We start from the raw sequence: 14,066 nt of genomic DNA on the forward strand, positions 1-14,066 counted from the left end.
GCAACATTAGTGAACCGGGACGCCGTTTGGAACTGCGAAGTTTTTAAAGAGCGCCTGTTAGGGCCCCCTATTCCACCGTCACGGATTTCGCCAGATTGCGCGGCTGGTCGACATCGGTGCCCATGAACACGGCGGCGAAATAGGCCAGCATCTGGATCGGCAGCGCATAGATGATCGGCGAGATGATTTCCGGCACGTCCGGCAGGATGATCGTCTCCATCGTCTTGACGCTCACCTGCGCCGCCCCTTTGCTGTCGGTGATCAGGATGATCTTGCCGCCACGCGCCGCCACTTCCTGCATGTTCGACACGGTCTTCTCGAAAATGCGGTCATGCGGCGCAATGACAATGACCGGCATGTTCTCGTCGATCAGCGCGATCGGCCCATGCTTCAATTCGCCCGCCGCATAGCCCTCGGCGTGGATATAGGAGATTTCCTTGAGTTTCAGCGCGCCTTCCATGGCCAGCGGGAAATTGGTGTCGCGGCCGAGATAGAGCACGTCCTTGTAGCGCGACAGTTCGCGCGCGATCCGCTCGATCTGCTCTTCGAGCTTGAGCACCTGGTTGGCATAGCGCGGCGCTTCCGAAAGCGCGCGCACCAGGGTCTTTTCCTGCTCCTGCGAAATCACCCCGCGCGCCACGCCGGCGCGCACCGCAAGCGAGGCCAGCACCGACAGCTGGCAAGTGAAAGCCTTGGTCGAGGCGACGCCGATCTCGGGGCCGGCGAGTGTCGGCAGCACGACGTCGGATTCGCGCGCCATGGTCGATTCGCGCACATTGACGACGGCGCCGATCTTCATGCCGGCCTTGCGGCAATAACGCAGCGAGGCCAGCGTGTCGGCGGTCTCGCCCGACTGCGAGATGAAGAAGGCGGCATCGTTGGCCGACAGCGGCATTTCGCGGTAGCGGAACTCCGAGGCGACATCGATGTCGACCGGCAGCCGCGCATAGCGCTCGAACCAGTATTTGCCGATCAGGCCGGCGAGATAGGCGGTGCCGCAAGCCGAAATCGCCAGCCGGCCGATCTTGGCGAAGTCGAACGGCAGGTCGAGCGGCTTCGAAACGCCGGAGACGAAATCGACATAATGCGCCAGCGTGTGCGAGATCACCTCGGGCTGTTCATGGATTTCCTTCTCCATGAAATGCCGGCGGTTGCCCTTGTCGACCATGAAGGAGGTCGACAGCGATTGCTGGCGCTTGCGCTCGACCTTTTTGCCGTCGATGTCGAAGATGGCGACGCTGTCGCGGCGCACCACCGCCCAGTCGCCGTCCTCGAGATAGGTGATCGAATTGGTGAATGGCGCCAGCGCGATGGCGTCCGAGCCCAAGAACATCTCGCCATCGCCATGGCCGACGGCCAGTGGCGGGCCGTTGCGGGCGCCGACGATCAGGTCCTCGTCGCCCTTGAACATGATGGCCAGCGCAAAGGCGCCTTCCAGCCGCTTCAGCGCCTGATGCGCGGCCTCGACCGGCTTCAGCCCCTTGGCCAACTCGCGCGCCACCAGATGCGCCACGACCTCTGTATCGGTCTGCGAGGAGAAGGCATAGCCGTCGCGGACCAGCTCGTCGCGCAGCTCGGCAAAGTTCTCGATGATGCCGTTGTGGACGATGGCGACGCCGTCGGAAAAATGCGGATGCGCATTGGTCTCGTTGGGCACGCCATGGGTGGCCCAGCGTGTGTGGCCGATGCCGATCGTGCCGTCGAGCGGCTCCTCCTTGAGCCGGCGCTCGAGGTTGATCAATTTGCCTTCGGCGCGACGGCGGGCGAGCTCGCCATGCTCGATGGTGGCGACGCCGGCCGAGTCATAACCGCGATACTCAAGCCGCTTCAGCGCATCGACGATGAGCGGCGCAACCTGCGAGTGGCCGACGATTCCAACGATACCGCACATGCAGACAGTCCCCGATTCCCCATGGAAAACCAGCGCTATTTAGGGATGGCCGGCCTGCCGTGAAAGTCACATTGCATTTCGTCCGGTGTAACGGACGCTTCTCAACGCATGCACCATGCCAGACCGCTCTTGCAATCCGGTTACTGCAATTGTTCGGTTTTCAGCGATCCGGTTTTCGCTCCGGCAATATTTGGCTAAGCTTCCGCCATGAATGAAGCTCAGCCCACCATTACACTCTGGCGCCCGATCGGACCCGAGGAATTGAAACTCATTGAGGCGTCGAACATGCGGGCATTTCCGCCACGCCTTCCTGAACAGCCTATCTTCTATCCGGTTCTGTCGGAAGCCTATGCAGTGCAGATCGCGCGCGACTGGAATGTGCCGGCCAGCGGCGCGGGGTTCGTGACCGGTTTGCCGTGCTGAAAAGCTTTCTCGACCGCTACCGGGTCGAGCACGCCGGCAGCAAGGCACATCTGGAATATTGGATCCCTGCCGAAGACCTCGATGATTTCAACAAAGCCATCGTCGGCAAGATCGAGGTGACCGCCACTTTCGGTCGAGATACGGCGCCGGCCAACTGACCGCTAGTGATCGGCGCCGGCCGCCTTCTTCTTCGCCGCCGCAGCCGAAGCGAAACGCTCGCGCAATTCCTTGCCCTTGCCGGGGATCGTCTTCTGGCGGGCGCGGCCGAAGGCCAGCGCATCGTCGGGCACGCTTTCGGTGATCACGCTGCCGGAAGCGATGTAGCCGCCCTTGCCGATCGATACGGGCGCCACCAGCGAGGAGTTCGAGCCGACAAAGGCGCCCTCGCCGATATCGGTAAAGAATTTCGAAAAGCCATCATAATTGCAGGTGATGGTGCCGGCGCCGATATTGGCGCCCGCGCCGACGCGGGCATCGCCGATATAGGTCAAATGGTTGACCTTGGCGCCTTCCTCGATAACAGCCTGCTTGACCTCGCAGAAATTGCCGACCTTTGCCTTGTTCCGAAGATCGGCACCCGGCCGCAAGCGCGCGAACGGCCCGACATCGCAGTTCGCGGCAATGGTCGCGCCTTCAATATGGCTGAAGGCATGGATCTTGGCGCCGCCGGCGATCTTCACGCCCGGGCCGAACCAGACATTGGGCTCGACGACGGTGTCGGCGCCGATCTCGGTGTCGTGCGAGAAATACACGGTCTCCGGCGCGATCAGCGTCACGCCCGACAGCATCGCCTCTTGGCGGCGACGTGCCTGCCAGATGCCTTCGGCCTGGGCCAGTTCGGCGCGGTTGTTGATGCCGAGCGCATTCTCGAAACTGGCCTCGGTGGCGACGACATCAAGGCCTTGCGCACCTGCGATCTCGACGATGTCGGTCAGATAATATTCGCCCTTGGCATTCTTGTTGCCGACCGCGTCGAGCAGCTTCAGCGCGTGGGCACCGGCCACCGCCATCATGCCGGCATTGCAGAAGCCAATCTTCTTCTCCGCCTCGGAACAATCCTTTTCCTCGCGGATGGCGATCAGCTTGCCGCCTTTTTCGACCAGCCGGCCATAGCCGTTTGGAAGAGGCGGACGGAAGCCAATCACCGCGACGGCCGCACCTTCGGCGAGCTTCAGCCGCGCCAAGTTCAGCGCTTCCGCATCGATCAGCGGCGTGTCGCCGAACATCACCAGGATGTCGTCATAACCCCTTGATATCGCTTCGCGGGCGGCAAGAACAGCATGCGCCGTACCCAGGCGTTCTTCCTGCACGAAGGTTTCGGCCTTGGGCGAGAACTTCGTCACCGCCTTGCGCATCTCTTCCGCGCCATGGCCGATGACGATCGCATCGCTGCTGGCACCGGCGGCGTCGGCCGCCTTCACCACATGGGCGACCATCGGCAGGCCTGCGATCTGGTGCAACACCTTCGGCAGCGCGCTCTTCATGCGCGTGCCTTCGCCGGCGGCGAGAATGACGGACAGGCAGGATCTCTGGCTCATAGGCGAACAACCATAGGAAAAGGATTGGGAATCAAGACAAGATAGCAGTGGCGCCATGCTGCACCAATGCGGTTAAATTCCGGTGAGATAGTCGAGCAAGTGACTTTTAATCAGCAGGTCCACTGCCAGATCCTTTACCGCAAAAGCGGGGGGAACTTACCCCAGCCGACCCAGCACCGGAAAATTCTCCAGCAGCCAGTAGGACACGGTCTGCACGCCGCCGGTTAGGAAAAACACGCCGGCGACTACCAGCAGAGCGCCGATCGCCTTTTCAACGCGGCCGAGATGGACGCGGAATTTGCCGAGGAAGCGCATGAAGGCGCCAGAAAACACGGCGGCGATCAGAAACGGTATTCCAAGTCCGAGCGAATAAGCGGCGAGCAGCAGCGCACCCTCGCCCACCGTCTCGCGCCCGCCGGCCAGCGTCAGGATCGGCCCCAGCACCGGGCCGATGCAGGGCGTCCAGCCGAAGGCGAAGGCGAGCCCCATGATATACGCGGCGATAGCATTTGCCGGCTTGCCTTGCGACTGGAAACGAGCCTCGCGCGACAGCAGCGGAATGCGCAATATGCCGAGGAAATTCAGGCCCATCAGGATGATCAGCACGCCGGCGCCCATCGCCAGCGGCTCCTGCCAGACGCGCAAGAGCCGGCCGATTGTCGAGGCGCCGGCGCCGAGCGCGACGAACACGGTCGAAAAGCCGAGCACGAAGGCGATGGAAGAATAGAGCAGTGCCCCGCGCGTGCCTTCGCGGGCTGTGACGCCCGCATCGCCACGGAAGTCGTCGACCGAAACGCCTGCCATGTAGCAGAGATAGGGCGGCACCAGCGGCAGCACGCAAGGCGACAGGAACGAGATGGCTCCCGCCCCGACGGCGCTGACATAGCCGATGTCCAATGCCATTCCAAAACTCCAACTGCTCCCCGGCGGATATAGCGACGGCCAGGCCTGTCTGCCAATCACCATTGTGTGGAAAGTCAGCCGCATACGGACATGGGGGACGAAAGCGCCGGCATGGGACGTTGATGTCAGAGAGGCCGCGATTTCCCGCGCGTCTCCAATACAGCCAGGGAGATTTCCATGAAAACCATAACCATAGGGCTGGCCGCACTGCTTCTCAGCACAGCCGCATCCTTTGCCGCCGACGCGTGGAAGAAAGCCGAGGTCAACGGCACCAAGATCTACACCGACGCCAAGGGCATGACGCTCTATACCTATGACAAGGACGCGAAGGGCAAGACCACCTGCTACGACAAATGCGCCGCCAACTGGCCGCCGCTGAAGGCCGCGGCCGGCGCCAAGGCGGATGACGAATGGAGCGTCATCGACCGCACCGACGGCACCAAGATGTGGGCCTATGACGGCAAGCCGGTCTATACCTTCACAAAGGACAAGAAGGCCGGCGATGTGAACGGTGAAGGTGTCGCCGGCGTCTGGCACATGCTGAAAGCCGATTGATCCTCGATACAATCGCCCGCCTGACGGCGGGACTAGGCTGGTCGCCGGGCATTCCCCCATTGAGCCGGCGGCCAGCGCCAGGCGGCCTTTCCCCTCGTCGTCCCGGCATCGTACGCAAGCCGCCGTCTCCCGACTCGGCGAAAAATGAATCGGGCCGTTCGCCCCTAGCAAGCGACGTCATCCCTCCAGGCCAAATCTGTGATTTTCTCCATACACTCTAAGAGTGTATTGCTGCGGACAGCCCCGCAATTTGGGCGCTTCCCCTTGACCGGATGCAAAAGCGCGGCCATGTGAGCGGCAAATAGAACGAGATTTCGTCGCGCGCAGCGGAATTCTTCTGCCGCATCACAGCTGATATGAGACCTCATGGACGTCGTCGTCGTCGAATCGCCGGCCAAGGCGAAGACAATCAACAAATACCTCGGCAAGAACTACAAGGTTCTGGCCTCGTTCGGCCATGTCCGCGATTTGCCGGCCAAGGATGGCTCGGTGCGCCCGGATGAAGATTTCGCCATGTCCTGGGCGGTCGACACCGCCTCGGGCAAGCGGCTCGCCGACATCGCCAAGGCGGTCAAGGATGCCGACGGCCTGATCCTCGCCACCGACCCGGATCGCGAAGGCGAGGCCATTTCCTGGCATGTTCTGGAAGTGCTGAAGCAGAAGCGCGCGCTGAAGGACAAGCCGGTCAGCCGGGTCGTCTTCAACGCCATCACCAAATCGTCGGTGCTGGAAGCCATGGCCAATCCGCGCCAGATCGACGCGCCGCTGGTCGATGCCTATCTGGCCCGCCGGGCGCTGGACTATCTCGTCGGCTTCACGCTGTCGCCGGTGCTGTGGCGCAAATTGCCCGGCGCCCGCTCGGCCGGCCGCGTCCAGTCCGTGGCCTTGCGTCTGGTCTGCGACCGTGAATCCGAAATCGAACGCTTCATCCGCGAGGAATATTGGCAGATCGCCGCCATCCTCGGCACGCCGCGCAACGAGACTTTCGAGGCGCGGCTGACCGCCTTCGAGCGCAAGAAGCTGCAAAAGCTCGACATTGCCAACAAGGCGCAGGCCGACGACATCAAGGCGATGCTCGAGGGCGCGACCTTCAAGGCGTTGTCGGTGGAAGCCAAGCCGACCAAGCGCAACCCAGGCCCGCCCTTCACCACCTCGACCTTGCAGCAGGCCGCCTCCTCGGGCCTCGGTTTTTCGGCCACCCGCACCATGCAGGTGGCGCAGCGGCTCTATGAGGGTATGGAGATCGGCGGCGAAACGACCGGCCTGATCACCTATATGCGAACAGACGGCGTGCAGATGGCGCCCGAGGCTATCGACGCTGCCCGCGATGCCATCGCCAAGGAATTCGGCCCGAAATATCTGCCGGAAAAGCCGCGTTTCTACACGACCAAGGCCAAGAATGCCCAGGAAGCGCACGAGGCGATCCGTCCGACGGATTTCATGCGCACTCCGGCATCGGTTCGGCAGTATCTCGATTCCGACCAGATGCGGCTTTATGAGCTGATCTGGAAGCGCGCCATCGCCAGCCAGATGCAGCCGGCCGAAATCGAGCGCACCACAGTCGAGATCGAGGCCGTCAATGGCGCCCGCACAGCCGAACTTCGCGCTGTCGGTTCGGTCGTTCGCTTCGACGGCTTCATCGCCGCCTACACCGATCAGAAGGACGACGACGCGGAGGACGAGGAAAACCGCCGTCTGCCGGAAATCCGCGCCGGCGAGCAGCTTGCCCGCCAGGCAATCAACGCCACCCAGCACACGACCGAGCCGCCACCGCGCTATTCCGAGGCCACGCTGATCAAGAAGCTGGAAGAACTCGGCATCGGCCGGCCGTCGACCTATACGGCAATCCTGAAGACGCTCGAGGACCGCGACTATGTCACGATCGACAAGCGCCGGCTGGTGCCGCAGGCCAAGGGCCGCCTGCTGTCCGCTTTCCTCGAAAGCTTCTTCGAGCGCTATGTCGAATATGACTTCACGGCATCGCTGGAGGAAAAGCTCGACGAGATTTCCGACGGCAAGCTCGCCTGGAAGGACGTGCTGCGCGATTTCTGGAAGGATTTTTCGGGCGCCGTCGCCGACATCAAGGAGCTGCGCGTCACCGATGTGCTCGATGCGCTGAACGAGGAACTGGCGCCCCTGGTCTTCCCCGCGCGCGAAGACGGCTCCAACCCGCGGATCTGCCCGAAATGCGGCACCGGCAACCTCTCGCTGAAGCTCGGCAAGTTCGGCGCCTTCGTCGGCTGCTCGAACTATCCGGAATGCTCCTTCACCCGCCAGCTCGGCGACGCCGCCAATCCTAATGGCGAGAATGGCGGCGGCGATGACGGCACCAAGGTGCTCGGCAAGGATCCCTACACGGCCGAGGAAATCACCCTGCGATCGGGTCGCTTCGGGCCCTACCTCCAGCGCGGCGACGGTAAGGACGCCAAGCGCTCGAGCCTGCCCAAGGGCTGGACGCCCGAAACCATCGACCATGAGAAAGCATTGGCGTTGCTGGCGCTGCCGCGCGATATCGGCAAGCATCCTGAAACGTCCAAGATGATCTCGGCCGGGCTCGGCCGCTACGGCCCGTTCGTGCTGCATGATGGCACCTATGCCAATCTCGACAGCATCGAGGATGTGTTCTCGATCGGCCTCAACCGCGCCGTCACGGTGATCGCCGAGAAGCAGTCGAAGGGCAAGGGCGGCCGCAATGGCGGCACGCCGGCGGCGCTGAAGGAGCTTGGCGACCATCCGGACGGTGGCGGCAAGATCGTCGTGCGCGACGGCAAATACGGGCCTTACGTCAATTTCGGCAAGGTCAATGCCACGCTGCCCAAGGGCAAGGATCCGCAATCGGTGACCATCGAGGACGCGCTGGCGCTGATTGCCGAGAAGGAAGCCAAGGGCGGCGGCGGCAAGAAGCCGTTCCGCAAGGCAGCCGCGGCCAAGGCGCCCGCGGCCAAGAAAACAGCCGCCAGGAAGCCGGCGGCGAAGAAAAAAGGGTAGGACGGCGTGGCGCGCAGGATCACCGGACGGAGCCACGGCGATCCACGCACCGCCGACACGAGGGCCAAGGTCAAGGACGACTATCGGCCTTCGCGCGACGAAATCCTGCGCTATATCGCCGAAAATCCCGATCGTGCCGGAAAGCGCGACATCGCCAAGGCCTTCGCTTTGCGCGGCGATGACCGCATCTGGCTGAAAGACATTCTGCGCGACCTGCAGGATGAAGGCGTGCTGACCAAGGAGCGCAAGCGGCTGGCCCGCGTCGGCGCCCTGCCCCATGTCGCCGTGCTCGACATTTTTGGCCGTGACGGCGACGGCATCCTGCTGGCGCATCCGGCGGAGTCAATCGGCAGCGGCGAGCCGCCCGTGGTCTCGATCCGCGTTTCGCGCAGCGGCAACGGCCCGGCGCCCGGCATTGGCGACCGCGTCCTGGCCAAGACCTTCCCGACCGATGATCCGTCCGGCCCCGCCTATACCGGCCGGGTGATGAAGATCTTCGAGAAGCGCACCGATGCCGTCCTCGGCGTCTTTCGCGTGCTAAAGGACGGCACCTTCCGCATCGAACCGGTGGAACGGCGCCAGCCCGAACTGATCGTCGACAAGGAATTCCAGAACGGCGCTGAGAATGGCGACCTGGTCGAGGTCGAGCCCGCGCGGGCTTCCCGCTACGGGCTGCCGAAAGCCAAGGTGCTCAATGTGCTCGGCTCGTTGACCAGTGAAAAGGCGGTCTCGATGATCGCCATCCACGCCCACGACATCCCGCACATCTTTCCGGCTGATGTCATCGCCGAATCCGAAGCCGTCAAGCCGGCAACGCTTGACCGCCGCGAGGACTGGCGCGACCTGCCTCTCGTCACCATCGATCCGGCCGACGCCAAGGACCACGATGACGCGGTCTTCGCGACGCCTGATCTCGACGAAAAGAACCCGGGCGGCGTGATCGCCACCGTGGCGATCGCCGACGTTGCCGCCTATGTCCGCTATGGCACGGCGCTGGACCGCGAAGCCTTGAAGCGCGGCAATTCGGTCTATTTCCCGGATCGCGTCGTGCCGATGCTGCCGGAGCGCATCTCGAACGATCTCTGTTCGCTGCGAGAGGGCCAGGATCGCCCGGCGCTGGCCGTGCGCATGACCTTCTCCGCCGAAGGTCACAAGATCAGGCACTCCTTCCACCGCGTGATGATGAAATCGGCGGCGAAGCTTGCCTATCCGCAGGCGCAGGCGGCCATCGACGGCGCGCCCGACGAGAAGACCGGCCCGATCCTCGACACCGTGCTGAAGCCGCTCTGGGATGCCTATGCGATCCTCAAGCGCGGTCGCGCCGGCCGACAGCCGCTCGAACTCGACCTACCGGAGCGCAAGATCATGCTCAAGCCGGACGGCACGGTCGACCGTGTCATCGTGCCGGAACGGCTCGATGCCCATAAGCTGATCGAAGAATTCATGATCCAGGCCAATGTCGCCGCCGCCGAGACGCTGGAGGCGAAGAAGCAGGCGCTGGTCTACCGCGTCCACGACGCGCCGTCGCTCGCCAAGCAGGAATCGCTACGCGAATTCCTGCAGACGCTCGGCCTGTCACTGGCGCGCGGCGCGCAGATGCGGCCCAGCCAGTTCAACGGCATTCTCGAGCGCGTGCGCGGCGCCGACAACGAGGCACTGGTCAACGAGGTGGTGCTGCGCTCGCAGAGCCAGGCTGAATACTCGCCCGGGAATATCGGCCATTTCGGCCTCAACCTCAGGCGCTACGCGCATTTCACCTCGCCGATCCGCCGCTATGCCGATTTGATCGTGCATCGCGGGCTTATTGCCGCACTCGGCCTCGGACCGGGAGGACTGACGCAGGACGAAGCAGCTCGGCTCGAAGACGTTGCGATACTGATCTCCGGCACGGAACGGCGTGCCATGGCGGCCGAGCGCGACACGGTCGACCGGCTGATTGCAGCCTATCTCGCCGAGCGCATCGACGACCGCTTCGACGCCCGCATCTCCGGCGTCACCAAATCAGGACTATTTGTCCAATTGCCGCAATATGGCGCCGATGGCTTCATCCCCGTGTCAACGCTGGGCGGCGATTACTATATATACGACGAAGCCGCTCGCTCGCTCTTCGGAGAACGCACGGGCAAAGGCTACCAGCTCGCGGACCATGTCGAGGTCCGGCTCGTCGAGGTGGCACCCATGGCCGGCGCCATGCGCTTCGAGATGCTGACAGACCCGAAGCCCCTGCCAGGCTCCACCAGGTCGTTTCACAAGGCCAAGGGCCGCGCCCGTGCGTCGCAATCGCGACCGGGTTCGCGCGGCAGGAGACGATAATGCCAAAGGAATTAGGGATACAAGAACAGGTTTTCGGCGGTGAACATCACACTGGCCGGGTTGCCCGCCCCTTGTGGACGGCGATGAAGCGCGGCCTTTTGGGCCGCTGCCCGAACTGCGGCGAAGGCAAGCTGTTTCGCGGCTTCACCAAGACCGTCGACACCTGCAGCGTCTGTGGCGAGGAAATCCATCACCATCGCGCCGATGACCTGCCGGCCTATCTGGTCATTGTCATCGTCGGCCACATCGTTCTCGGTGCGTTCATGGGCGTGGAAGCGACATCGACGCTCTCAACCTGGCAGCACATCCTCATCTGGGTGCCTCTGACCATCATTTTGTCGGTTGCGCTGCTGCAGCCTGTCAAAGGTGCCGTCATAGGACTGCAATGGGCGTTCTATATGCACGGATTCGGTGGCGAAAAGGATGGGGCGGGCTCCCACCACGGCGCCTGATGCGCCACTGGCGCAACACGCCAATCGCTAAGGCCACTTTCGCATGCAAGAAGTTTCCGCTAGGTCCCTGCGCATGGAAGCAATGACCAAGGCGGATGTCGACAAGCTCGACAAGGGTCTCGCCGCACATGGCGGCCGGCCTCTGCGGCCGCGTGATGCCGCGACCCTGATCCTGCTCGACCGCAAGGGCGATGAGGTGCTGGTGCTGATGGGGCGCCGCCACGCCGGCCACGCCTTCATGCCTGGGAAATTCGTGTTTCCCGGTGGCCGTACCGATCCGGCCGACAGCCGCATCGCGACGGCCACCGCATTGCATCGCGACGAGGAAGCGAAGCTGCTGGCTGGTCCCGGCCGCACCAGTGCCGCGCGGGCCCGCGCCGTCGCCTTGTCCGCAATTCGCGAGACCTATGAGGAAGCCGGTCTGCTCATCGGCGAGAGGGCCGCCTTTGCCACCGACAAGCGCGACTGGCAAGGTTTCGTCGAACACGGCGTCAGGCCTTCGCTCGAAACGCTGCGTTTCATCGCGCGCGCCATCACGCCGCCCAACCGGGTGCGCCGCTTCGATACGCGCTTCTTCAGCGCCTGGCGCAGCGATGTGGCCGTTGAACTGCCGGGCGGCGGTCCGACCAACGAACTTGAGGAACTGGTCTGGCTGCCGCTTGCCAAGGCCAGGGAAGCCGACATACCCGACATCACCCGAATGATCCTGGACGAGTTGGAAAAACGCCTTGCCCATGATCCGCTGCTGCGTCCGGGCGGCCCCGTGCCCTTCTACCGGCTTGTCCGCAACCGCTTCACCCGCGAACTTCTGTAGAGCAATTCCAGGAAGAGTGTGACGCGGTTTTCCGCCCGGAATTGCGTAAGATCAACGAGACAGAGTATTCACTATCCCATGACGGTCGATACCCAACCACAGGGCGACGAACGCGTACACTGGCTGCCGATGGTGGCGGCGATCTCGTCAATCAGCGTCGTCGGCATCGCCATTGGCCTCGGCATGCCACTGCTCAGCGTCATCCTGGAAACGCGCGGCCACTCGGCTTCGATGATCGGCCTCAACACCGCCGTGGCCGGCCTGGCCTCGATCGCCGGTGCGCCGCTGGCGACACCGCTCGCCATGCGCTTTGGCGTCGCCTGGACCATGATCGCCATGATTGCCACCGGCGCTCTCGCCTTCGTCGGTTTCCATTTCGCGCCCAATTTCTGGATGTGGTTCCCGCTGCGCATCGTGCTGCATATCGCGTTGACGGTGCTGTTCATCCTGTCGGAATTCTGGATCAGCACGTCGGCACCGCCGCACCGGCGCGGCCTTGTTCTTGGCATCTACGCCACCGTCCTGTCGCTCGGTTTTGCCGCCGGACCGTGGCTGTTCGCCCATCTCGGCAGCTCCGGCTTCAGGCCGTTCGGCGTCATCATCGCACTGGTCACGCTGGCCGCGATACCGGTGCTGGCCGCGCGCAATGAAAGCCCCTCCATCGTCGCCGATGGCGAAACCAGCAATTTCCTGCGCTACATCTGGCTGGTGCCGACCGCGACTTTTGCCGTGCTGGTGTTCGGCGCGGTCGAGACCGGCGGCTTCGCGCTGTTCCCGGTCTATGGCAACCGCATCGGCTATTCCGAAGCCGACGCCGCATTGCTGCTGACCATGATCGGCCTTGGCAATGTGCTCTTGCAGATTCCGATCGGCATGATCAGCGACCGCGTTTCGGACCGGCGTTATCTGCTGCTCGCCTGCGCCACGGTTGGCCTTGCCGGCACGCTGTTCATGCCCTTCTTTGCGGCGAACTGGCACTTGATGGCAGCGCTTCTGTTCGTCTGGGGCGGTGTCGTCGCGGCCATGTACACGATCGGCCTCGCCCATCTCGGTTCGCAGCTCTCCGGCCACGAACTGGCGTCGGCCAACGCAGCCTTCGTGCTGTGCTACGGCGTCGGCATGGTGCTTGGCCCACAGGCGATCGGCATCGGCATGGACAGTTTCGGGCCTTCCGGTTTCGGCTGGTCGCTCGGCCTGTTCTTCGGCGCCTACATCGCCCTGGTCTGCTTCAGGCTGGTTCGCAAGATCCTTTTGTAGAGCGTCTGGAATAGCGATTCTGTTCGCGTACGCAGCAGCTGCTGACAGAACCGTGTCAGGAGCCACGCGGTAAAAGAGTATCCCCAAAACATCGGAAGTTGAGGACACTCCCATGATCGACAGCGGCTTTGAAACCACATCCCTGCGAATGACGCTCCTGCTGCTCGTGACCTTCCAGGCCCCGGCGGCGGATGTCGACCGTATCATGGACGCGGTGGTTGCGATCGCCCCGCTGGCGATGGGCAAATATGACCGCAACGCCTATCAGTCAGCGCACGGCATCGAGCGCTACAGGCCGCTCGAAGGGGCAGCGGCCGGCGCCGAAATCGAATTGCGCCGTCGCCCGGGCACGGTCGAGGTGTCCTTCGAATTGCCCGACGACCAGGCGTTGGCTGCCCAAGTCGTTGAGGCGATTTTCCAGGCCCATTCCTACCAGGAGCCGGTGATCCGCATCCAGCCGATCCTCGCCAGCCGCTCCAAGGGACTGGACGACCGCGCCAATCCGAATCGCTGGTGGAACACCACCGGGGACTGGAAAAAGATAGCGGCGCCGGAGACACAAACCGCATGATTTGAGGCCATAGGGCGGTTCCGGTGGGGCGGAGAAGCTCCGCCGGGCTTGACTTTCCAGGCACGTTCTTTATGTGTCGCGCCAAGTTTCCCGCGTCCGGGTGTCTTCCCGTGCTCCAGCGGCCAAAACCCCACGAACAAACGGACTGATACCATGGCCAAAGCCGCAAACATCAAGATCAAGCTTCTGTCGACCGCCGACACCGGTTTCTTCTACGTGACCAGCAAGAACAGCCGTACCAAGACCGACAAGCTGTCGTTCCGCAAGTACGACCCGGTCGCCAAGAAGCACGTTGAATTCAAGGAAACCAAGATCAAGTAATCTGGGTTTTTCCCTTGCAAACAAAAACGCCGCCCATCGG

At 63.1% G+C, this 14,066-nt stretch carries 11 protein-coding genes and 1 pseudogene; 9 read left to right on the forward strand and 3 right to left on the reverse strand.

Annotated features, from left to right (window positions below; translation table 11 throughout):
- Positions 1-67 precede the first annotated feature (67 nt).
- A complete protein-coding gene (gene glmS / locus MAFF_RS04455; RefSeq protein WP_010909693.1) occupies positions 68-1,891 on the reverse strand; it encodes a glutamine--fructose-6-phosphate transaminase (isomerizing) in 1,824 nt (607 codons plus the stop codon).
- Positions 1,892-2,098: 207 nt separating this feature from the next.
- Here glmS and MAFF_RS04460 point away from each other — a divergent pair.
- A pseudogene (locus MAFF_RS04460) lies at positions 2,099-2,472 on the forward strand (ADP-ribosylation/crystallin J1).
- Between the two features lie 3 nt (positions 2,473-2,475).
- Here MAFF_RS04460 and glmU read toward each other — a convergent pair.
- Positions 2,476-3,852: a bifunctional UDP-N-acetylglucosamine diphosphorylase/glucosamine-1-phosphate N-acetyltransferase GlmU gene (gene glmU, locus MAFF_RS04465; protein WP_010909696.1), complete on the reverse strand. Its 1,377-nt coding sequence runs from the start codon at positions 3,850-3,852 to the stop codon at positions 2,476-2,478.
- 156 nt (positions 3,853-4,008) lie between these two features.
- Entirely contained in the window at positions 4,009-4,755 is a 747-nt protein-coding gene (locus tag MAFF_RS04470; RefSeq protein WP_010909697.1) for a cytochrome c biogenesis CcdA family protein, read from the reverse strand.
- Between the two features lie 177 nt (positions 4,756-4,932).
- On the opposite strand from MAFF_RS04470, the gene MAFF_RS04475 reads away from it, so the two are divergent.
- The 8 genes from MAFF_RS04475 to rpmG all read left to right on the forward strand — a co-directional run bounded on the left by MAFF_RS04475 (position 4,933) and on the right by rpmG (position 14,026).
- A complete protein-coding gene (locus MAFF_RS04475) occupies positions 4,933-5,310 on the forward strand; it encodes a COG4315 family predicted lipoprotein (protein ID WP_032930422.1) in 378 nt (125 codons plus the stop codon).
- Between the two features lie 366 nt (positions 5,311-5,676).
- The gene (topA, locus tag MAFF_RS04480) at positions 5,677-8,298 is read left to right on the forward strand and encodes a type I DNA topoisomerase (RefSeq protein WP_010909698.1); all 2,622 of its coding nucleotides are present in this window, start codon (positions 5,677-5,679) and stop codon (positions 8,296-8,298) included.
- Between the two features lie 6 nt (positions 8,299-8,304).
- Positions 8,305-10,611 carry a ribonuclease R gene (gene rnr / locus MAFF_RS04485; RefSeq protein ID WP_010909699.1) on the forward strand — a complete coding sequence of 769 codons (2,307 nt, stop codon included), beginning with the start codon at positions 8,305-8,307 and terminating at the stop codon, positions 10,609-10,611.
- On the forward strand, positions 10,611-11,063 hold the full coding sequence (locus tag MAFF_RS04490) for a DUF983 domain-containing protein (RefSeq protein ID WP_010909700.1): 453 nt from the start codon (positions 10,611-10,613) through the stop codon (positions 11,061-11,063). The genes rnr and MAFF_RS04490 overlap by 1 nt, the downstream gene beginning before the upstream one ends.
- 73 nt (positions 11,064-11,136) lie before the next feature.
- A complete protein-coding gene (locus MAFF_RS04495; protein ID WP_038647029.1) occupies positions 11,137-11,877 on the forward strand; it encodes an NUDIX hydrolase in 741 nt (246 codons plus the stop codon).
- Between the two features lie 78 nt (positions 11,878-11,955).
- Positions 11,956-13,134 carry an MFS transporter gene (locus MAFF_RS04500; protein ID WP_010909702.1) on the forward strand — a complete coding sequence of 393 codons (1,179 nt, stop codon included), beginning with the start codon at positions 11,956-11,958 and terminating at the stop codon, positions 13,132-13,134.
- A 112-nt stretch (positions 13,135-13,246) separates the two neighbouring features.
- Positions 13,247-13,705 carry a hypothetical protein gene (locus tag MAFF_RS04505; protein ID WP_010909703.1) on the forward strand — a complete coding sequence of 153 codons (459 nt, stop codon included), beginning with the start codon at positions 13,247-13,249 and terminating at the stop codon, positions 13,703-13,705.
- A gap of 153 nt (positions 13,706-13,858) precedes the next feature.
- On the forward strand, positions 13,859-14,026 hold the full coding sequence (gene rpmG, locus MAFF_RS04510) for a 50S ribosomal protein L33 (protein WP_006201775.1): 168 nt from the start codon (positions 13,859-13,861) through the stop codon (positions 14,024-14,026).
- Positions 14,027-14,066 lie beyond the last annotated feature (40 nt).

Origin of the sequence: Mesorhizobium japonicum MAFF 303099 (genome assembly GCF_000009625.1) — a bacterium.
GTDB lineage: Bacteria > Pseudomonadota > Alphaproteobacteria > Rhizobiales > Rhizobiaceae > Mesorhizobium > Mesorhizobium japonicum.

Excerpts from the sequence above, each read along its gene's own strand:
- glmU (WP_010909696.1), bottom strand. The coding sequence starts at position 3,852 with ATGAGCCAGAGATCCTGCCTGTCCGTCATTCTCGCCGCCGGCGAAGGC.
- MAFF_RS04505 (WP_010909703.1), top strand. The coding sequence starts at position 13,247 with ATGATCGACAGCGGCTTTGAAACCACATCCCTGCGAATGACGCTCCTG.
- MAFF_RS04490 (WP_010909700.1), top strand. The coding sequence starts at position 10,611 with ATGCCAAAGGAATTAGGGATACAAGAACAGGTTTTCGGCGGTGAACAT.
- glmS (WP_010909693.1), bottom strand. The coding sequence starts at position 1,891 with ATGTGCGGTATCGTTGGAATCGTCGGCCACTCGCAGGTTGCGCCGCTC.
- MAFF_RS04475 (WP_032930422.1), top strand. The coding sequence starts at position 4,933 with ATGAAAACCATAACCATAGGGCTGGCCGCACTGCTTCTCAGCACAGCC.
- MAFF_RS04470 (WP_010909697.1), bottom strand. The coding sequence starts at position 4,755 with ATGGCATTGGACATCGGCTATGTCAGCGCCGTCGGGGCGGGAGCCATC.
- MAFF_RS04495 (WP_038647029.1), top strand. The coding sequence starts at position 11,137 with ATGGAAGCAATGACCAAGGCGGATGTCGACAAGCTCGACAAGGGTCTC.
- topA (WP_010909698.1), top strand. The coding sequence starts at position 5,677 with ATGGACGTCGTCGTCGTCGAATCGCCGGCCAAGGCGAAGACAATCAAC.
- MAFF_RS04500 (WP_010909702.1), top strand. The coding sequence starts at position 11,956 with ATGACGGTCGATACCCAACCACAGGGCGACGAACGCGTACACTGGCTG.
- rpmG (WP_006201775.1), top strand. The coding sequence starts at position 13,859 with ATGGCCAAAGCCGCAAACATCAAGATCAAGCTTCTGTCGACCGCCGAC.